The following is a 19157-nucleotide window of genomic DNA, read 5'->3' as shown; positions in this document are numbered from 1 at the left end:
CGAACGCTCATTGCCCGCGGGGCTGCCGACGTGGGGGAGGGCCGCTCATCCGAAGAGGAGTTGCTCGTGTTCCGGCAGGTCGAACACCACGAGCTCCCTGCACTTCACGTCGCTGAGGACCTTGGCCTCTGCCCGGTTCCGGACGAACACCATCAGCTGCCCGAAGGTGTGCGGCGGTACCGCCAGGCCGGGGCACGGCCGAGCCACCCCGTACACGTACCCGGACGTCGCGTACAGCGGGACGCCGTGCCCATAGCGGTGATCGGTGCGGAGCTCGTCCGGAACCCGCAGCCGCACATGATGCTCCCGCTGGGCATGCGCGGAGACCGCCTCGAAGAACTCCCGCACCTGCGCCTCAGACAGCAGTCCCCACCACGCTGCGCCCTCAGCCTCGGCCCGTGAGGCACGCTCCGCTTCCTCAGCCTCCTGGCGCAGCCGCCGTTCCTCCGCTTCCTTGCGCCGAGCCACCTGCTCCGCCCGTTCCTTCAGCCACAGAGCGTGCCGTTCAGCCATCACCTTCCGCGTCCTGCGGTTGATCTCCTCCAGCTCCTCGAGGCGGCGAGCCTCCTCCCGTGCGGCTCCTTCCAGGCGGACGCGCTCTGCCTCCACCTCTGCCGCCCGCCGAGCTTCCTCCGCGACCCGTTTCCTCTTCTCCTGGCCCTGCCGCATCGCCTCGTGCTCAGCCTGCAGACGGGCCGAATTCGCTGACGTCCACCACATCCCCCGTCGCAGTACCCGCACCCGCCCGTCCACGCGCCGTTTCACCCGGTGATAGCGGCGCAGACTGACTACCGGCTTGACCTGCCCGTCCAGCGCCCACCGCACGAACGCCGGCAACGGAGTCACCCGCACGCCCCACGCGCCGAAAGACCAGTCGAACGCGGCGACACCGTCGTCCACCGACCAGTCCCCGCCGGCCTCCGGTGCTATGGCCTTCACCGCGGGCACCTCGTCGATCCACTTCGGAGTCTGTGCGTGCGGTGACACCCAACACACCTGTATGCCGGCCTCCGCGTACCGGTCGGTTCGCTCCTTGATGTGGTCGATGGTGATCGGGGACAGTTGGGCCTCCCATGCCATCCGCCGGCTGCCGTCCATAGAGGTGGCCATCACGTCCGCACGCCAGGACTTGTCGGGCGCGGACACCTCCAGTTCTGCGTGCCAGCCCGCATCCCGGATCGCCCCGAGCAGCACCAGCTTCGTCATGTGGTGTTCGAACGATTCGTTCTCCAGCGGGCAGTCCTCCGGCCGCTTCCCGTGGTGTGCGAAGAACCTCGTGCCGCTACGCAGCACCGCGCTCATCGCGCCCTCGCAGTCCGGGCACGACAACGGGGGACGGGGCCGTACTTTGTGGACGTCCTCCCAGGTGATCCCGCACCCCAAGTCAGGCAGTCCGGCATAGAGCCGCCCCCAGATCGCATGCACAGTCGTGTACGGCACGAGCCCCTCCTCCCGCACAACCCAACTACCCATACCTAGCAGGCAGGGCCGACAACAGCCTCGGCCAACCCCGCTACCGCGCTGGGCGCCCCAGGCCTGCCAGCCCCCGGTAGAAGCGGAGCGCACCACCCCGATGCCTGCCCGTCCCTGCCGAGCGCCACCCACCGCAGCACGGACCCGATGCCGACAAGGCTGTGGGGGCCACTTGGCCTGAAGGGCGATGAGCGCCCGACCGCCTCTTCACCTCGGTCGCCTGCCCGGTGCCCCACCGGCTTCACCCGCGACCCCTACGCCCACCCCGAGTGGGCAGCTGGCGTCTGGTCCTCGGCCCGGTCCGCCCTGCTGTCCCAGCGCATGCGTGAGGACAACACCTACGTCGGTGCCCTCCACGCCCCGCCCGGCAGCGTCGTCGCCTTCCGCACCGACGCCGTCTACCTCACAGGACCCCAGAACTGGCCCTACCACGGCCAGCCCGGCGACTACCTGTACAAGGGCCACCTCGCCGGCCCCGTACCCGCACCGACGACCGAGGACGAACTCCTCAACCTGCGCGACGCCGGACGCGCAGCACTCCAGGACCGGTCCACCGACTCCTCCGCGGAGGTCTGATGCCTCCCCGCCGCCGCCCCGCCCCGGACCCGCAGCCCAACGAAGCGGCCCGCCTGACCGACGAACTCCGGGCCGCCGGGCTCACCAAGCGCACCGTCGCCCGCATCATCGGCCGCGACCCGTCCCTGGTCTCCCAGTTCTACACACGCCACAAGGGCGCGGCCTTCGTCCCCGCCCTCACCCGCGTCCTCCAAGCCGTTCAGACCGCCGGCATCACCGACCCCGGCGAACTCGCGGCCATCGCCGCCCCCCACATCACCCGCCGAGCCACCGCCTCCGGCGCCCGCGCCCGGGTGCGCACCAAGGCCGTACTCGTCACCCCCGCCGGCACCGGCACCGGCCGCGCCGGCGCCCAGGCCATCGCCTCCGGCTCCACACGCCTGCGCGGCCTGATCGGAGAAGCCGCCCGGCAGAACCTGCGTCTCGCCTTCACCGTCCGCCTCCTCAAGTCCGGATACGTTCTCGCCTCGGGCAGCCGCACCGACTCACCCGGCATCCGCCGCGACGTCGTCCAGCACACCGACCACACAGAGGAGCGCTCCTACGGCTCCTCGGCGACCGGAGGCTTCGACGCACATGACTTCGCCGAGCGCACCGACCGGTGCGGCGGAGACGTCACGGCTGCCATCCACCAATGGCTCGTCGAAACAGGCCGCATCCACCCCGGCGCCCGCATCCTCCACCTCGAGATCCGCACCTGGCGGCCCCGATGACCGGGTGACCCGACTGAACCCTGGCTGGCAATGGGTTGCCCTCGAGCTGGCGGGTGCCGCGTTGCGAGCCGCTGACCACCTGGCCGCCGCCATCCACCATGGATGATGACCGCCTCAGGCCCCGCGTGGGGCAACCGACCGCCCAGGCGGGGCAGGAGGTCCCATGCTCTGCGCACTTCCAGGAGGCCGGCGACGCGCGGAACCGATACGTGTTGGACGAAGTTCACCAGCTGCTGTGCCCGTAGCGAGCCTCCGCCATTTCGGCATCGCTCGAACCGGACAGCACCCCCAGTACTCTCCGCACCGCGGGTGACGCACGGCGCGGTCCGGCGTTGTTCCAGGCATGGACGAGATGCTGGACGTGCTCCTCGACGGGCTCACCGAGCCACGCCTGAAGCTGATCAGTGAGGACGAGGCGCGGGCCTTGATGGTGCTCCTCGGAACGCTGGACGACGATGCACAGAGCGATGAGGTCCGCTATGCCGCCGGGGAAATGCGCTTTCGAATCGGGTCCCGGCTGGCCCTCCCCCTATAGGAACGGGAGGGCTCACACGGTGCCGACGGGGGCGGTTTCGTAGGTGACGGTGGTGCCGGGCAGTCCTCTGCCAGGCCGAGAAGCGCTTCGCGCTCCAGGTCGTCGGATGCCAGATTCCAGGGGGCTTTGGACTCGCCCCAGCCCATCACGTATGTGCAGTGGTAGGTGGCGGTCGGGGGCAGCCAGTCGGCGGTTCCTTGCCGGCCTTGGCCTGGTTGGACTTCGCAGTGACCGCGATCAACGATGCAGGCGTGTGCTGGTCGTTGGTGTAGGCCGTCGCGGCGCTTCGCTGAGGCCCCGGAGTTCGCCCGCGGCACCAGGTGGTCGACATCGAGGCCGGAGGCCGCGGTCACCCACGTGTCGTCGTGTGTGTTGGGGGGAGAGGACCAGCGGCCCCGGACAGCTTGCAGCGCGCAGTGATCTCGGGCTGTAGCGAGGGGAACAGGTTGCCCATTACCCGGGTCGCCGTTTATCTGAGATGCGCCACTGCGCAGGACTGAGTGCCGCGACGCGCGGGGATGTGGTGTTGCGCGGGGTGGGGTCAGGATGTGCGACAGCTCCTGAGGTAACTCCGGGCCGCTGCCTCGTTTGTGCCAAGAGCGGTCGCCACCTGCTTGATGGGTACGTCTTCGGCGGCGAGCTCGAAGGCGGCTTCCTGGCCGATCTCGGCGATGACGTACCGCAGGTCCGCCAGAGCCTTCAATGCAACCAGCGGTTCATCTGCGGCCAGTTCATTGAGCTGGCAGACGAGTTCGGTGAGGAGATCGGTGAGCTGCACGGGGAGCTGGACGGTGCCGTCCCGGATGACCGACAGGTGGGCGCCGTAGTCCGCGACAGGCCCGGACAGATCGACGTCTGCCTCGTACAGGGGGGCATCCTTCGCGAGGGCGGCCCAGTCGAGCGGGTACTCGGCCACGCCTCGCCAGCCGCATGAGCAGCTGCCTCGCAGGAGTGCCGCGCGGGGCCGACCGTGCCGGCCGTCGTAGGCGTGCCATTCGGTCGACGACGGCATCGTCGGGCCGCTGCCCACGTCGAAGTAGACCGGGCCCGGCTCGCTGCCGTCGGCCAGCAGCACCCCCACCGACCCCTCATGCGCGGCCCCAACGCCTTGAGCACGCTGTCCACGTCGACCAACCCCTCCGGCAGCAAGTGATCGGGCCGGCCGACCCGCCGGTCCCCACCACTCAGGCTGCACCGGCCAAGACGCCCACGTACCGAGATCCGCCGAAAGAGGCACGGACGAGGTCCCTGAAACCTTGCGCGAGAGCATGGACGACGGCTTTCAGGCAGCCATGCCGGTGAAGCCACACGGCGAAGGCGCGCACGTGTTGTCAGTGCCCGCTTCAGTGTTGGCTGTGGAAGCCGACGGACGCGCGGGAGTCACTTCCGGCCCCGAGCCTGCATCGCGCCCTGCCGGGGAGAACCCAGTGCCACCTGCGTCGGCGGCATAGGCGGCACCTGCGTGACGTGCCCGTCGGCTGCGATCGAGCGGTTCTCGGTGCCGCGACGCCGGGGGAGTCGTGGGGCGATGCCAGCGTAGGTACGTGTTCGGACTGGCCGCTGGCGCCGCAGCCGACGGTGGGCTGAGATGGGATGGTCAGAAGCCGCGCGCGATGTCCTGGGCGCCACCCGGAGCGGGCGTGGCGACTGAGCCGGACTCGCCTCCCACTGGCCGTGGCTTTGCGTCACATAAAGCATGAGCGTTCGAAGGGTGATGTGAAAACACCCCATTCGGCATATGCCATTTTCAGTTTGTGTACGCGCGCCCCGGTTTTGCCACCGGCGCTCGCAGATGAGGGATCACGCGCCTCGTAGCGCCGGCGTTCCATCACTGCACGTCAGCGGCATTCCCCGGACCTGGTTGCCGCGCCTGGCCTCTCATCAGGCTCTTATTCTGCAGCGGAGTTGACGAATGTGAGGCGGTGGAGCAGAGAGGTGACCTGCCCGAGAGCCGGTAGCATTCGAAGTGCCTCCTCCTCATGGTCACGGTAGCTCGGTCGACGCCGGACGGCGGGTCGATCGAGACCGGCCCGGGAGAGGAGGTGGAGTGGAGTGACTGACAACCCGTCTGACGAAGGCGGGTGGCAGAAGCGGATCTGGAAGTACGTCAAGGCCGCATTCGTCTGGCTGACGCTCCAGGGCCTTGCGACCCTGTTGCGCCGCCTGTTCGACGACGCCCTATAGACGGCAGGCCCCCCTGAAGGCACAGGGGGACCCACCAGAGCCGTAGCTCCACCGCCGCCCTGCGCCCCTCGGAGGCTCGTCACCGCAAAGGGGGTGCAGGGCACCTTCAGTGTTCGGCGGACGGTCCACGGCCAGGCCGCTTCCGCCGCCTATCACAAAGGGCTCGGCAGTCACCAAGTTCGCGCATTTTGGCTCTCGCGACCAGTGACACGGCCTCTAATTTTACATCGCCGCAGGTGACATCGGTTCGGTGGGGGATCAGTTCACCCGGCGGAAGGCAGCGACAGGGTCAGTGAAATGACCCTGGCATGAAAAGGGGGCGAAGGTGGCGCGCGGACTCAGCGACTTCGATCCTGGGGCTCTGCAGCGACTGCGATGGGGCTTTCCCACCGCCACCGGCAACCCAGGCCTGACAGCCGCTGAACTGGCACGACTGGTCGGCGCCTCGAAGGCCCAGATCGTGGCCTACGAGAACGGCCGCACAGTCCCCGACCCCAAGCGGGTGGCTGAACTGGCCCGAGTCCTCAACGTCCCGCCCACGCGCCTTATGCGTACATGGAACAGGGACCACTGGGCGGTCGCCGATCTGCGTCGCGCGGCCGCCCTCACCGCGGCCACCGTCACACAGACCCTCGGAGTCTCCGCCAAGGCCTACCGCAAATTCGAGCAGCAGGGCATCGTCCCGGCACAGCGCCACACCTTCCTCGACGACCTGGCCGACCTTTTCGCCGTCTCCTACTCCACCCTCGACCGAGCCGTGGACAACATCCCCGCCGTCACCGACCGCAAAGACCAAGCCACAGAGCTGGTGAGAAACCTCGCCGAGACCTACGTGCGTCAAGACGGGCAATGGCGCCAGCCGCCCGCCCAGGACCCCTTCGTCGTAGCCCTGGCTGGCCTCTACGGCCGCACACCCCACCGCCTCCAGCCCATCCTCGGCCACCTCCTGAGCGAACTCCGCCAGCGCGCCGTCCTCATCCAACGCGAGCACGTTGTCGCCAAGTACGACACCGATCCCGCCCGTCAGCACCGAGCCCGCGGCGTACTAGCCCAGCACAGACACCGCTATGGCAAGGAGATGACACAGGTAGCCGCCCGCCTCGAAGCCTTCCACCGCACCGGACAACCCTCCGACGTCTGGCAGGCGTTAGTCGACCTGACCGACCTCAGCGCCAACCCAGCCGGCACCTGGGTGCCGCTCACCCTCCTGGCCACCCACGACACCACACAGCTCCTGCCCCGCTTCCTCGTACGCCAGGAACCCTTCGGTGACATCGCAGCCGCCCAACTCACCACACAGGGCAACCACCACCTGCGCGCCTTCCGGGACCTCTACACAGCCCTCTACCCGACCGTGCGCCCGCCCCGCACCAACAGCACGTCCCGCACTGGTACACCGGCCCGCACACAAGGCCCAGACCACCACTTCACGCTGCCCGGCTTCACCGAACGCTTCGCCGTACCCCAGCGCGTGATGTCCCAGCTCCAAAAGGACGCCGACCTGCGCGGCACAGCCGAAGTCCCCCTGTCCGACACCGTCATGCTCACACTCGGTCCCGCCAACACCGGCTCAGTACCCCGCCCGCGCTCCCGCCCAGCGCAAATCACCGTCCCCGCACCCGTGCCGACGGACTGGTCCAAACTCGTCCCAGGACGCCCCCACACCGGAACGGCAGCAGAGCAAGGCGCCGAACTCGGCTCACAGCGCGACACGCTGCTCCAGGCGCGCGTCGCCTACACCGTCGTGGAAATCATCGACCGCCACGCCGTCGGCGCCGAGGTCTCCACGATCGCGCAGGAGACCGGCATCGCCACCGCCCGTCTCACCCCCATCCTCGCCATGCTGTGCGAGGAAGACTTCGCCGTCGAGGTCGCCGAAGGCGTCTACACCCCCGGGCCCGCACTGGACCGCCTCGCAGCCCCCGGAGGCGTCGACCTCCAGCTCAGGCACACCCTGTCCCTGGCCTGCGACATCCTCGGCGCCGCCGTCTACTTCTCCCGCTACGTCGATGGCGAAGTCAAGATCCTTCAGATGGCCGACGGGCCGCTCGCCCCCGCAGTCCACGAGTGGGTCGACTTCAAAGCCGCCGCCCACGCCAGCGCAGTCGGCAAGTGCCTGCTCACCCAACTGCCCCCCGACCTGCGCGCCGACCACCTTTCCCGTCACCGCACCGCCCGGCTCACACGGCGCACCATCACCAACCGCCGTCACCTCATCGACACCCTCGAACGCTTGGCCCCCGGCCAGCCCGTCTACGACATTCGCGAATACGCCAACAAAGTGGTCTGCGGAGCCGTCGCAGCCAGCACCGGCAACGAGATCGGCAGCCTCGCCCTCTCCCTGCCCCTGGCAAACGCCCACCGCCTCAAGGCCGCCTCCGCCGCCCTGACCCACAAGGCCGTCCCCGTCCTCCTGGCCCTCCTGATTTCCCAGACACCGCTCGGCCACCACGCCGGCCTCCAAGCCGGCACGGAACCCACCCGCAGCACCATCACACCGGCAGCGCTGCGCCGCCTGCGCGCAACCTTCCGCACCGCCCTCACCAATGCCCAGGACATCAAGGACACTGCCCTCAACCCCGCCGTCGGCCCCCACCTCGCCACCGACAGCACCAGCACGTCGCTGTACCTCTTCGACGCTCCCGCCGACCCACTGAGGGCCGGCGCCGCGAACCCTCTGGCTCTCCCACACACCTACACCGTCAGTGCGGGCGGCTGCACGCAGGCCTTCACCGGCGAACAACACGACGTCCACGGCCGCCTCACCATCTACCGCGCCAACACGCCAACGCCCTCCAATCACCCCCTGAAACCCGGCGCCAGGGAGCCATGGCCTTGCCACTGACGGCCTGCACCATGGCATGGAGAGGCCCTGCCTGGAGCCCACCGCGGTAGGTGAGACGCCATACATTTCGCCAGCAGGTGTCACACGCGAGCCAGGTCCAGGTACTAAGCAACAGCCGGCCAGAGCGGGCGGCCAATGCAGTTCACCGGACACGTGGGGAGGAGAGGCGATGGAAGCCTCGTGGATAACCGCCGGGCTATGCGTCGCGGTGTACGCAGCCCGTTGTCTGACAGTGTGGTTCCGGTCGCGCAGGGACTCGGAGTCCGCCGCTTCCCAGCACCGTGCCGGGATGCACATGGCCGAGGCGCTCCCGCAAGGCAGCCGGGTGAGGATGCGTTCCGCTGCCGGAGACGAGGTCACGATCGAGGTCGGACGGCAGCCGATCGCCCACGGCCAGGCCGCTCGTGATCGATGACGCAGCAGTGCGGCAGACAGACCCAGCACGCCGAGACGGAACAGGTTCGGAGCGGCAGGACTTCCCAGAAACGTACCGGCGCGAACTGCCCCTACTCACCCGCTTCATCATGAAGCACGGGGCAAGCCCGCAAGAAGCAGCAGACGCCGCACACGAGGCCTTCGCCACGGCATACCCCCAGTGGAGCACCATCCGATACCCAGCACGCTGGCTGCGGACCGTAGCGGTTCGGGTCTATCTCCGGGCCAGGCTGCGCGAAGACCTGCCCGGCGAACTCCCCACGACACGAGCCGAGTCACACGTGCCCACCAACATCCAACTGAGTGACCAGGAGCGGGAGGTATACACGGCGCTGGCCGACCTACCTTCACGGCAACGACAGGTCATGGCCTGGTTCTATGACGGTTACACCATTGCGGAAATCGCCGACGAACTGGGGATCACCAAGGAATCTGTCCGGCAGAACCTGTGCCGAGCCCGCGCCACGCTCAAGGCCCGCCGGAGCCAGCGAGGAGGTGTCCGATGAGCGAGGACCAAGACATGTTCACACCCGACGACGACCCGGAGCTGGATGCCTGGCTGCAGGCCGCTGACCGGACAGTGCTGTCCTCCCTCGAAGGCGGCATGGACCTCTCACACGGCCTTGCCGTGATCGTGGGGCCGGACGCCGCCATGGCAGAAGAGACCCGCTCCGTATCCCGTAGGCAAGAGCAGGCCGGCTCACCCCACACCCCCGGCGACCGTAAGCGCCGCCGTCGCCGACACGCAGAAGGGGCCGCCGAAGCCGGCAGCAGCACTGCCTACTACGGATACACGGTCAACATGGCCGAGGGGCAACACAACATCGGCATCGTCTCTTCCCAGGCAGGATCCACGCAGGCCGAGACGAAGCAAGCCTTCGACAGGCTGTGCCAGCAGCTGCAAGAGTTCCAGGCTCAGGCATCCTCCGACGTGGCCGAAGGCATCGACGCCGTACTGCCGTATCTGAGGGACGACGATCCGACGAAGCCCGTCAGCGCAGAGGACCGGCGTCGGGCGCTCCTGACGGCCGCTGGAATCGCCGCAACGGCGGGCGCTGTCGCGCAGCCGGTCGTGGAGGCGGTCAGGGCGATTCTCGAACTGCTGGGGAACAACTGAGCTCACGCGCACGGCACAGCATCTCTGACGAACAAGCCACCGGTTCTCGAAAGCTCTCACGAGAACCGGTGGCCTCCGCCTCATCGGTGCCGCGGCAGTCTGCCGTGCGGACCTACGGTGCTGCGATGGATTCGACGGTCGGCGCTCCTAAGGATTCCGTCTTGGGGTATCTGCAGCAGCCGGCCTCCAGTGCAGGTCTCCCGCCGAAAAGTGCAACGACCAGCCAGACAACGCACCGGTGCTACTGAGGCCCTGCACGCTCTCCCTGAGGCGGACCTCGGACAACCCGCAGAGCCGGGCGAAGTCTGCAAGGTCGGCGCTTCCGCACGCACCGCTGGAAGGAAGGTGGGCGGTCAGGACTACAGCCGCCACCCGCACTGCGACGGGCTGCGCGCGGGTGGCGGGGGAGTGGGCAGCACGCAGAGCCAGATCGGCTGCCTGTGCCCGCAGGACACGGCCCGGCGCCTGAGTGAGGACCGTCGCGTCCAGCAGCTGTGCCTGGTGGTTTCCGGAAGGCACTGATGAGTGGCGAAGCCAGAGGCGCTGTTCCAGCTCCTGCCAGGCCCCGGATTCCGGGTTCGCCAGGTGCATGCCGCGTAGGAGACCGGTAGGCATTCGCACGGTCCCGTACCGGTCGGAGCGCAGCGCGCACTGCAGGGCGAGGAGGCGCGCTTGCGGAATGACGGACGGCGGGAGGGCGGTCGCGAGGTACGAGAGCATGTCGCGGATCCGTTCCTGAGGGCCGAGACCCGAAGGTGCGGGGGAGCGGCGTCGTCTGCTCCGCACGGGCGGGGGGCAGGCCGGTGTCTCGGGGACGACGGCGGCATCGTGGGTGGCAGCGGCGCAGTTGGTGCAGACGTCGGCAAGCCGCCACAGGCGGCCGCCGCGTTCGCGGGCCAGGGCGAGGACGACTGGGCCGCCGCAGCCACGGTGTCGGGGGTGCCAGCGGCAGCCTCGTTCGTGGCACTGGCAGGTCCGCAGATGCCTTGGTAGAGCGTCGAGCCTGGCATGCCCGGCCAGGTGAGCCAGTGCGGCCGAGCGGGCTGTCGCACCGCGCACGCGTGCGCTCGCCGGGCCGCACTGGGGGCAGGCGAGTTGAGGGCCGTGGGGCTGCGGTCGCAGTTCCACGGTCCACGTGCGCCGCACTGCCAGGTGGGGCGTCCAGAGCCTCATCGGCCGGCCTTCCTTGTCGACCGCCAGGCCTGCGCCGTAGACGGGCCGCCAGCGGGGAGTCGGGCGACGGCCGCACCGTAGTGCAGACCTCTGCCCTGCGCGAGGCTGGTGTCACCTGCGGAAATAGGGCAGAGGTCTGCACTGACAGGGCAGGGGTCTGCACCGTCCGATGGTGTGGTGACGATCTTGCCGCCCGACCCGAACCTCGACGCGCTCCGCATGAAGCTCGCGCGCCTGCGGGGCGAGCGAGGATGGACCTACGACGAACTGGCCAGCCGGACTGGCTTGTCCAGGCGCACCCTCATCGAAATCGAGCAGGGCCGCACCACCGGCTCCCTGCCCACCTGGCACGCCCTCGGCCACGCCTTCGACGTCCCCCTCGGCGGCCTCTTCGCGGCACTCTGTGACGGCCACACACCGCCCGGCGGCGAGAACCAGTAGGCCTCGACTCCTCCCGCCCGCAGACCACCCGAACCGGTGATGCAGCCGGAACGAATGATCGATGCCCGAAGATATGCCCACAGCGGTTGGGCCGGTCGGGCGACAGTGGCGGTGTGGACCCTACGAACGCAGCGTGTCAGCTGGAATCTTCCCGGCCATGCGCTCCACCCACGCCCGATCGGGCCGCCTCCGGGACAGCAGCTCACCCCGGCACGGCCACCGCGCTCTCTGCGTCGCCACGGACAGCCCCAGCCAACTGCTCCGCACGGCGCAGAGCGGCCCGTGTGCCGACTGCGGCAACCAGGTCCACTGGTTCCAAGGCGTCGAACACCAGCCCATCTGCCTCCACCCGCAGGAACTGCCCACCGCAGCCGTCCCCGAAGTCCACCGCTGGCACATCGGAGCCGGAATCGCCTACCCGGCGGGCGACGGAAGCCCCTGGTGCCGCATTGCCCATCGCACCCTCTGCCCGGCACGCGACACCCCCGAGCCACTGACACAGCACCTCGCCAGGCTGCGCCAGCAACTTGCCCTGCAGACCCGCCGCTTCTGCGACGCCAGCACCTTCACACCACCCGGCCAAGACGCCCCTGCCGGATCTCGGCCCCTGCCGCCGTGCCGGCCCGCCAGGCTGGTCGTGGACCTCCTCGGCAGCCGCTACCTTGCCGCACAGCCCATCGCGGAAATCCGATGTGTTGCCCGAACCCGCAGACGCACCCGCTGCCTGAACCGCGTCCTCGCACTCCGGAAGCCGCACGGCGCCTGGAGGCTCACCACCCTCCTGCCAGGCCGCCCACCGGTACTGCCAGCAACCGAGATCGCCGTCTACGACCTCGAGCACCTCGCTCACCCCGAACAGCAGCGCTGGCGCGCCCAGCGCTGCCCCACCCACGCCCTGATTCCCAAAGCCGCAGACATGGTGCCGGAGGACTGGGAGATCTTCGATCCCCTACTCCACCGCCAGTACATCGCCACCCGGCTGCCCGCCAGCCAGGCCCGGCATCGACGACGAGGGTGAACGTCACGCCGACGCCGTGCAGCACAGCCAGCGGAGAAGCCCCCGACGTTTGGTGAGAACACCCGTCAGCCGGTGCCGCGCTGATCCGACCGGATCACCACGCTGCAACAGCCCATCCAACCGCCCCCTGCCCACGCGATGGAGCGACCACGTGCTCAACCCCACGGACGAACAGACCCACGCCGCCGACCGCTTCCGCGCCGGCGACCACATCGCTCTCCAAGCAGGGGCGGGCACCGGCAAGACCACCACCCTGGCCCTCCTCGCCACAGGAACCAGACGCCGCGGCCGCTACCTCGCCTTCAACAAGGCCATCGCACTGGACGCCGCCAGCCGATTCCCCGCACACGTCACCTGCAAGACCGCACACTCCCTCGCCTACGCCGCGGTCGGCCACCGCTACCGGTCCCGCTTGGGCAGCGCACGCCAGCCCAGCTGGAAGACCGGACAAGCCCTCGGCATCACCAAACCCGTCCGTATCGGAGACAACGACCTCTCAGTCAAAGCCTTCTCCCACACCGTCCTGAAGACCCTCACCCGTTTCTGCCACTCAGCAGACCCCGCGATCACCAGCCGGCACATCCCGCACCTGCGCGGCCTGGACAACGCAGACCAACACGAACAACTCGCCGCCGCCGTAATCCCGTTCGCCCACAAGGCCTGGAAGGACCTACAGCGCCCGGAACAGGGCGTCGTCCGCTTCGAACACGACCACTACCTGAAGATGTGGGCCCTGTCCGAGCCGAAGATCGACGCCGACTTCCTCCTCCTGGACGAGGCACAGGACACCAACCCCGTCGTCGAGCAGGTCTTCACCGCCCAGCGAGGACACGCCCAGCTCGTCATGGTCGGAGACTCCGCCCAGGCCATCTACGGCTGGCGCGGCGCCACCGACGTCATGACCCGCTTCGACGGTGCCCCCCTGGCCCTGACGCAGTCCTTCCGCTTCGGCCCGCACCTCGCCCGCGAAGCCAACCGATGGCTCGCACTCGCAGGGGCACCCATCCGCCTCCAAGGCACGGAGACCATCCCCACCAGGCTCGACACCGTTCAGGACCCCGACGCCGTCCTGTGCCGCACCAACATCGGCGCCATGACCCAGGTCCTCACCCACCTCCAGGCCGGCCGCCGCGTCGCCCTCACCGGCGGCGGAGAAAGCCTGCGCAGCCTCGCCCTCGCCGCCCGAGACCTCAAGAACGGTCGTCCCACCAGCCACCCCGAACTCCTCCTCTTCTCCTCCTGGGGAGAACTCCAGGACTACGCCGCCTACGACCCAGCCGGCAACGACCTCCAGCCCTTCGTCGACCTGATCGACACCCACACACCCGACGCCCTCCTGACCGCGGTCAGCCAACTCGTCGACGAACAACATGCGCAGGTGACCGTGTCCACGGCCCACAAGGCCAAGGGTCGTGAATGGCCAACGGTCCAGATCGGCAACGACTTCAAACCGCCCAAGGACGCTGAGGAACCCGATGCCCAGGGCCGCTCCGTGCCCGGCCCAATCGACGACGCAGAAGCCCGCCTGGCATACGTTGCGGTGACTCGAGCCAGGGGCTGCCTCGACCTCGGAGGCCTGGCATGGATTCATGACCACCCCGGCGGCAACCCGGTGTGACGCGGCCTCGCGCCTCGGGCTACGAAGGCCACGTGCAGGCGACTCCACCACCCGAACAGGCTGGCCGCCGAACGGCCTGTCTCCGGCGCCTTCCTTCGGGTCGGGCAGCTGGGCGGCTGTCTTCGGTCAGGCCGATCTCGTTGCGCGGTTCGGACGACCACGAGTGCAGAGCACGGTGCTCCAGGACGGGGCGCACGACCCGACAGAGGTGGTCGGGAGCGCGCCCGGGTCGCAGGCGCGTCCGGTGCCGGACTGGCTCCAGAGGAAGCAGCGACGGCTGGCGGCCCACCCCTCAGCAGGAGCCGTCGCTCGCCGTGGCGGTGACGTGGTGGTCCTGGCGAAGGAACGGGAAGCGGCTGTCCGGGTCCACCCGCGTCATGGTGATGCGTATGCAGTACTCCTTGTCGGTATCGTCGGTCGAGACGGTGTACCGGTGCGTGTCGCCCGCCACGACGTCACGGGACACGTCGAGACCGAGCCCGGGCCCGGTCCCGCTGTCCTCGACCGCGTCCCTGATCAGGGTTCCGAGTTGCATGTCGGGGCTGACGTACTGCGTGCTTCCATTGAGATTCGCGGTGCCCCGGTGGACAGCCGTGCGCAGTTCGCTCTCGCTCCACCGGGAGCTGTTCCAGAAGGCGATCATGGCGCCAATGGCGATGAACGGCGTGATGACGATGAGCGCGAGGCCCACCGGGTTGCGGTGGTTGTACACATACCGGCTGGTCCCCCAATTGCTCCGTACAAAGACGGGTTCCTCAGTCAATGATCCTCCTTGGTTTCGGGGCAGTGCTGATGCCATGGCTTTCAGCAGGAGCTCGCGGTGACGGTCGCGATGACATCGTGGCGCTCGAGGGCGGCCGGAAAGGGTGCGCTGGAGGCTACCGGCGTCAAGATCAGGCGCATGCAGAGCACCGTTCCGGTGTCTTCCGTGGAGATCCTGTAGCCGACGACACCATTCCCTTGGATGCCCAGCCCGTGGCCCGGACCTGTGCCGGTATCCAGGACCGCGTTGCGGACCAGGTCCTCCTGGGACGTGGCGGCTTGCGTAATGGGGTTTGGCGTTCAGGGTGCCGGCGGCCTGGCGGACAGCCGTGCGAAGTTCGCCCTCGCTCCAGTGCCAACTGCTGTAGAGCGAGGAGAGGACACCGATCGCGAGGACGGGTTGATGTGGTTTCGCACCTGCCGCGAAGCCCCTTACCGAGGGGTGGGGAGCGCGCTGGATGTCGTCTATTTGGAGCCGGCCTCTTTGACGCGGCTCTCGCTGCTACCAGAATGTGGGCGCTGAAGTTGTTCGACGTGGCTGAGGGCTCCGTGGTGTTCCTGGCGCTGCGCTGTCGACCCCCAGCAGAGGAGGACGCCTGATGCCGAACTCGCGTCGCAGCGCCTCGAGGGCGGCGCGATATCCGGACATGCCGTGCACACCGGGGCCTGGGGGTGTCGCGGCCGAGCACAGGTATACGCCGGGCAGGGGTACGCGGTGCGGGCTCATCCGGGGTACAGGGCGGAAGAGGGACTGGCGCAGGGTTACTGCGCCGGTGCTGATGTCCCCACCGACGTAGTTCGGGTTGTATGCCTCGTACTGGGCTGCGGAGATGCCCCGTTGGGCGATGACGGTGCTACGGAATCCGGGTGCGTACTTTTCGATCCGGGCCGTGATCAGTTCGACCGGGTCAGTGGTGTCCCCGTTGGGGACGTGGGCGTAGGCCCACAGCGGCCGTTTGTGGGGGCGGGCCCGGCCGGGGTCGGCGACGGCGGGGTCGACGACGAGTACGAACGGCTCCTCCGTCAGCATCCCGGCGGCGGTGGCGTTCTCGCTGCGAAGGATCTGTGTCCGTGTGCCGCCCAGGTGGACCGTGGTTGCTTGGCCGATGTTCGGGTCGGTCCATGGCACGGGTTCGGAAAGGAGGAAGTCGGCTTTGGCGGCTCCGGGGCCGTAGCGGAATCGGGCCAGCGCACGCTGGTACTGGCGGGGCAGGCGCCCGGCGGTGATGCGGGAGAGCGCCGCGGGGCTGATGTCGAGCAGTATGGCTTTGGCAGGGGGAAGTTCCCTCAGATCGGAGATCATGCAGCCGGTGTGGAGGATCCCGCCGTGCACGGTGATGTCGTCTGCCATCGCTGCGGCGATGGTGCTGCTGCCACCCCGGGGCACCGGCCAGCCGCCTCCGTGGGCCAGGTGGCCCAGCAACATGGCGACCGTGCCGGCGGCGAGCGAGGGCAAGGGTCCAACGGAGTGCGCGGCGACCCCGGTGAGCAGGGCGCGTGCCTGCGGTGTCGCGAACTGCCTGGCGTGCAGGCGGGTTCCGTGCGCGAGGATCCTGCGGGCCAGGAGCAGCGGAGCGGCAAGGTCTCGAGGCAACGTGCCGGGTCCGGACAGCAGGAGCTCGACGACGGCGTCGGAGTGTTCGAGCAGCGGCTCCATGAGGCGCTGCCAGCGGGGGCCGTCGGGCCCGAGGCCAGTGCAGGTGGTGACCAGATCGCGGTAGGCGATTGCGGCAACCCCGTCGGTCAGGGGGTGTGCGTAGCTGGCGGGAGAGTGAAGCAGCTCCACGTTGCGCGCGGTGAGTTCGAATGCCTTGAAGAATGGTGAGGCCACGGCCATGGGGTGGACTGCGGAGCAGATGTCGTGGACGACGTCGCTGTCGAAGAGCGACTCGGTGCGCAGTCCGCCTCCGATGGCTGGTGCCGCTTCGTACAGTTCCACTGAGAGTCCGGCGCGGGCCAGGGTGACGCCCGCAGCGAGGCCGTTGGGTCCGGTGCCGACGATCACGGCATCAGGAGACATGGGCAAGCCCTTCTGCTTGGCATCCGTCGGTTCTGCCAGAACGGCTGCCAGGTCGGAGGCGCCGGGCGTGCTTCTCCGCGGCCGTGACCGGGCCCAGGGCGGAACCGGCCACGGCCTTAGGGAGTTGTGAGCCGTTGCACGGTAGAAGCGGCTCGGCGTGCGGACTACCGAGCGTCGGGTGCGGGTGCGGAAGGCTGCTGGATGGGCCAGTGCGTGATGGAGGTCCGCTGTCCGCAGTCTAGGGCGGCGCCGTCCTTGCAGACGTAGATGCTGCTCGTGGTGGTGGGCGCGTAGTGGACTTTGAAGCTGACGGGTGTGGTGCCCGGCCCGCACTGGGTGGCGATCTTCCGCGCTGGCGTGGGTGCGAAGTCATGGACGGTCATCGACCACAGCGAGAAGCAGCCGGGACCGGTGTTCTTCAACTCGCCCTGGACGGTGAGCGTGGAGGTGAGGATGCTGCCTCCCTTCTCCAGCCACCGGGTACCGGAGGCGGTCGCGGTGCTGTGGGCCGTGGCCCAGGGGACGCCGGTTGCGGCCGAGGCGGTGGTCCCGCTGAGCAGGGCGGCGGCGGCCGAAGTGGCGACGGTGAGCAACTTGAGGGTGCGATGGGGCATAGTGCGCGCTCCAATATCGGAGTTGGTTCGTTCATGGTGGACCGGGCTTGCGGTCAGCTGTGTACCGGCTGCTCGGCGTCGTTGTGTGCCGGCACCGTAGGTTCGGGGCGGGCGGCTGCAGTGCTCTGCCGCCGACGGGGCAGTGCCAGACGCGGATCGTGTCCGTAGGGGGTCAGGAGGAGCAGGAGCCCGGCCCACATGGCGAAGGCGAAGCTCCACAGGCCCATAACGACCGCGATGCTCAGGTGGAACAGCACGCCGGCGGGCAGGAGCATCCAGCGGATCCTCTGGGGCAGCAGCAGTGCCGCGGCCAGAACGATCTCCAGGACCAGCGGGCCCCAGGTCATGGCGGCGACGCCGACGGGGTTCTCCGCGAGGGCGCTCAGGGCCGGACGCAGCCAGCCGGGTGCTCCGAAGGCGTAGTTGTTGATCCAGTAGTACAGGGCGCTCCCGTCGGCCCACTCGGCGTGCGGGAGCTTGGCCACGCACGACTGGAAGTAGATGACGGACATCTGGATCCGGGCCAGGGTGATGGCACTGACACCGATGAGGGCCCAGGTTCCGCGGCCGGCCGTTTCGTCGGGCCGGGGCTCGGGCTGGCGCTGCCAGTGCCAGCGGCGGGGGTCGCCCACGGCCACGAGCACCAGGAGCAGGGTGAGGATCCAGGTGACCTGGTCGCCGCCGTCCGGGATGGAGATTCCGGTGAACACGCTGAAGGCGATATACGCGTGGGGCACGGCGGTGTATCGGGGCCGCCAGCCGCTCGCCGCGATGACCAGGACGAGGCAGCAGGCCCACCGTACGGCTTCGAAGTGGTCGGGGGAGACCAGGCAGAACGCGCCCGCCCCGGTAACCCCCCGGCACAGCGGGTACTGCCCGACCGTGGCGACCTCCCGGAACAGGGTCGCGCTGTCGCTGAAGGCGAGGGTGCCGAGGGTGCCGAGGGCCAGGAGGGTCCGGGCCAGGCCGTAGCCGGCCGCCCAGGGCAGGGCGATGGTGCGTCGGCGCATCAGCAGGTCACCTCCAGCACCATCACGCGTTCGGTGGAGTGGGATTCGGGCACGAGGTCGCGCCACGCGTACGGCGTGGGGCGTTCCTGCAGCAGCCCGACGGTGCCGCACAGCGTGGGGTCGGGAGAGCCGTTGCGCACCTCACGGGCTGCAGCGCCGGAGTTTGCCAGGCAGGTCTCGCTGCTGTCGGTGCAGTCGCGCCAGTCGTCCTTCTGCGCGGCCGCCAGCAGCATCGCGATCTCTACGCCCTGCGCCCGCGATTCACGGTCGAGTCCGAACGCGTTGTGCGGGGAGGAGTGTGGAGTGAGCGACAGCGCACGCCAGCCGTTCGAGGACTTCTGGTACGGCACGACCTCGGGATCCCTGGGGGACTTGGTGAAGAAGGCCCAGCCCTGGGGGGCCAGATTGACGACGGTGTGCTTCACCTCTGACTGTGCCGGCAACGTGATGACGTTCTTCGGGACCTGTTCCTGGATCGCGTAGAGGGCGATGACCGACCAGACGGCACACACGACGGCGACCGATCTCACCGACACGGATACGGTGCCGGTCCCGCGATGGGTGAACGCGGCACAGGCCGAGCGAATTCTGTTGTTCATGGGGTGTGGAGGGTCCTCTGCCGC

Annotated in this window: 17 protein-coding genes; 10 read left to right on the top strand and 7 right to left on the bottom strand. The window is 68.9% G+C overall.

Annotation, left to right across the window (positions count from 1 at the left end):
• Positions 1–45: 45 nt before the first annotated feature.
• Positions 46–1440 carry a competence protein CoiA family protein gene (locus E6U81_RS25445; protein WP_168714736.1) on the bottom strand — a complete coding sequence of 465 codons (1395 nt, stop codon included), beginning with the start codon at positions 1438–1440 and terminating at the stop codon, positions 46–48.
• Positions 1441–1794: 354 nt separating this feature from the next.
• Here E6U81_RS25445 and E6U81_RS25440 point away from each other — a divergent pair, with 354 nt between their 5' ends.
• The 3 genes from E6U81_RS25440 (at position 1795) to E6U81_RS25430 (ending at position 3297) form a co-directional block, all read left to right on the top strand.
• Entirely contained in the window at positions 1795–2049 is a 255-nt protein-coding gene (locus E6U81_RS25440; RefSeq protein ID WP_276615824.1) for a hypothetical protein, read from the top strand.
• Positions 2049–2762: a helix-turn-helix domain containing protein gene (locus tag E6U81_RS25435; protein WP_136232416.1), complete on the top strand. Its 714-nt coding sequence runs from the start codon at positions 2049–2051 to the stop codon at positions 2760–2762. Before E6U81_RS25440 ends, E6U81_RS25435 begins: the two co-directional genes overlap by 1 nt.
• A gap of 343 nt (positions 2763–3105) precedes the next feature.
• Positions 3106–3297 (top strand): hypothetical protein, encoded by a 192-nt coding sequence (locus E6U81_RS25430; RefSeq protein WP_136232415.1) that lies wholly within the window; start codon positions 3106–3108, stop codon positions 3295–3297.
• A gap of 541 nt (positions 3298–3838) precedes the next feature.
• On the opposite strand, the gene E6U81_RS25425 is transcribed toward E6U81_RS25430, so the two are convergent.
• Positions 3839–4372 (bottom strand): hypothetical protein, encoded by a 534-nt coding sequence (locus E6U81_RS25425; RefSeq protein ID WP_136232414.1) that lies wholly within the window; start codon positions 4370–4372, stop codon positions 3839–3841.
• A gap of 977 nt (positions 4373–5349) precedes the next feature.
• Here E6U81_RS25425 and E6U81_RS41765 point away from each other — a divergent pair.
• The 7 genes from E6U81_RS41765 (at position 5350) to E6U81_RS25390 (ending at position 14128) form a co-directional block, all read left to right on the top strand.
• Positions 5350–5481, top strand: coding sequence for a hypothetical protein (locus E6U81_RS41765; protein ID WP_276615823.1), 132 nt, complete (start codon positions 5350–5352; stop codon positions 5479–5481).
• Positions 5482–5806: 325 nt separating this feature from the next.
• Entirely contained in the window at positions 5807–8326 is a 2520-nt protein-coding gene (locus E6U81_RS25420) for a helix-turn-helix domain-containing protein (RefSeq protein WP_136232413.1), read from the top strand.
• A 404-nt stretch (positions 8327–8730) separates the two neighbouring features.
• A complete protein-coding gene (locus tag E6U81_RS25415; protein ID WP_240804019.1) occupies positions 8731–9267 on the top strand; it encodes a sigma-70 family RNA polymerase sigma factor in 537 nt (178 codons plus the stop codon).
• Positions 9264–9878 (top strand): hypothetical protein, encoded by a 615-nt coding sequence (locus tag E6U81_RS25410; RefSeq protein WP_136232412.1) that lies wholly within the window; start codon positions 9264–9266, stop codon positions 9876–9878. The genes E6U81_RS25415 and E6U81_RS25410 overlap by 4 nt, the downstream gene beginning before the upstream one ends.
• Before the next feature lie 1350 nt (positions 9879–11228).
• Entirely contained in the window at positions 11229–11492 is a 264-nt protein-coding gene (locus E6U81_RS25400; protein ID WP_136232410.1) for a helix-turn-helix transcriptional regulator, read from the top strand.
• 133 nt (positions 11493–11625) lie between these two features.
• Positions 11626–12510: a DUF6083 domain-containing protein gene (locus E6U81_RS25395; RefSeq protein ID WP_240804018.1), complete on the top strand. Its 885-nt coding sequence runs from the start codon at positions 11626–11628 to the stop codon at positions 12508–12510.
• A gap of 151 nt (positions 12511–12661) precedes the next feature.
• Positions 12662–14128 (top strand): UvrD-helicase domain-containing protein, encoded by a 1467-nt coding sequence (locus E6U81_RS25390; RefSeq protein WP_136232409.1) that lies wholly within the window; start codon positions 12662–12664, stop codon positions 14126–14128.
• Positions 14129–14420: 292 nt separating this feature from the next.
• Here E6U81_RS25390 and E6U81_RS25385 read toward each other — a convergent pair whose 3' ends face one another.
• The 5 genes from E6U81_RS25385 to E6U81_RS25365 form a co-directional block, all read right to left on the bottom strand.
• Positions 14421–14891 (bottom strand): hypothetical protein, encoded by a 471-nt coding sequence (locus E6U81_RS25385; protein ID WP_136232408.1) that lies wholly within the window; start codon positions 14889–14891, stop codon positions 14421–14423.
• A 501-nt stretch (positions 14892–15392) separates the two neighbouring features.
• The gene (locus E6U81_RS25380; RefSeq protein ID WP_136232407.1) at positions 15393–16910 is read right to left on the bottom strand and encodes an NAD(P)/FAD-dependent oxidoreductase; all 1518 of its coding nucleotides are present in this window, start codon (positions 16908–16910) and stop codon (positions 15393–15395) included.
• Positions 16911–17074: 164 nt separating this feature from the next.
• Complete coding sequence (locus E6U81_RS25375) at positions 17075–17524, bottom strand: hypothetical protein (RefSeq protein WP_136232406.1); 450 nt, start codon at positions 17522–17524, stop codon at positions 17075–17077.
• Positions 17525–17577: 53 nt separating this feature from the next.
• Complete coding sequence (locus E6U81_RS25370; protein WP_136232405.1) at positions 17578–18534, bottom strand: sporulation-delaying protein SdpB family protein; 957 nt, start codon at positions 18532–18534, stop codon at positions 17578–17580.
• Positions 18534–19133: an SdpA family antimicrobial peptide system protein gene (locus E6U81_RS25365; protein ID WP_136232404.1), complete on the bottom strand. Its 600-nt coding sequence runs from the start codon at positions 19131–19133 to the stop codon at positions 18534–18536. Before E6U81_RS25365 ends, E6U81_RS25370 begins: the two co-directional genes overlap by 1 nt.
• Between the last annotated feature and the right edge of the window lie 24 nt (positions 19134–19157).

Source organism: Streptomyces sp. A0592, from assembly GCF_004795115.1.
Classification (GTDB): domain Bacteria; phylum Actinomycetota; class Actinomycetes; order Streptomycetales; family Streptomycetaceae; genus Streptomyces; species Streptomyces erythrochromogenes.
The sequence above is the reverse complement of the archived record's forward strand: the minus strand, read 5'-3'. Positions and strand labels throughout refer to the sequence as shown.

Bases quoted from the DNA above. Each gene is read 5' to 3' on its own strand.
- E6U81_RS25430 (WP_136232415.1), top strand. From the start codon at position 3,106: ATGGACGAGATGCTGGACGTGCTCCTCGACGGGCTCACCGAGCCACGC.
- E6U81_RS25370 (WP_136232405.1), bottom strand. From the start codon at position 18,534: ATGCGCCGACGCACCATCGCCCTGCCCTGGGCGGCCGGCTACGGCCTG.
- E6U81_RS25375 (WP_136232406.1), bottom strand. From the start codon at position 17,524: ATGCCCCATCGCACCCTCAAGTTGCTCACCGTCGCCACTTCGGCCGCC.
- E6U81_RS25440 (WP_276615824.1), top strand. From the start codon at position 1,795: ATGCGTGAGGACAACACCTACGTCGGTGCCCTCCACGCCCCGCCCGGC.
- E6U81_RS25365 (WP_136232404.1), bottom strand. From the start codon at position 19,133: ATGAACAACAGAATTCGCTCGGCCTGTGCCGCGTTCACCCATCGCGGG.
- E6U81_RS25380 (WP_136232407.1), bottom strand. From the start codon at position 16,910: ATGTCTCCTGATGCCGTGATCGTCGGCACCGGACCCAACGGCCTCGCT.
- E6U81_RS25435 (WP_136232416.1), top strand. From the start codon at position 2,049: ATGCCTCCCCGCCGCCGCCCCGCCCCGGACCCGCAGCCCAACGAAGCG.
- E6U81_RS25410 (WP_136232412.1), top strand. From the start codon at position 9,264: ATGAGCGAGGACCAAGACATGTTCACACCCGACGACGACCCGGAGCTG.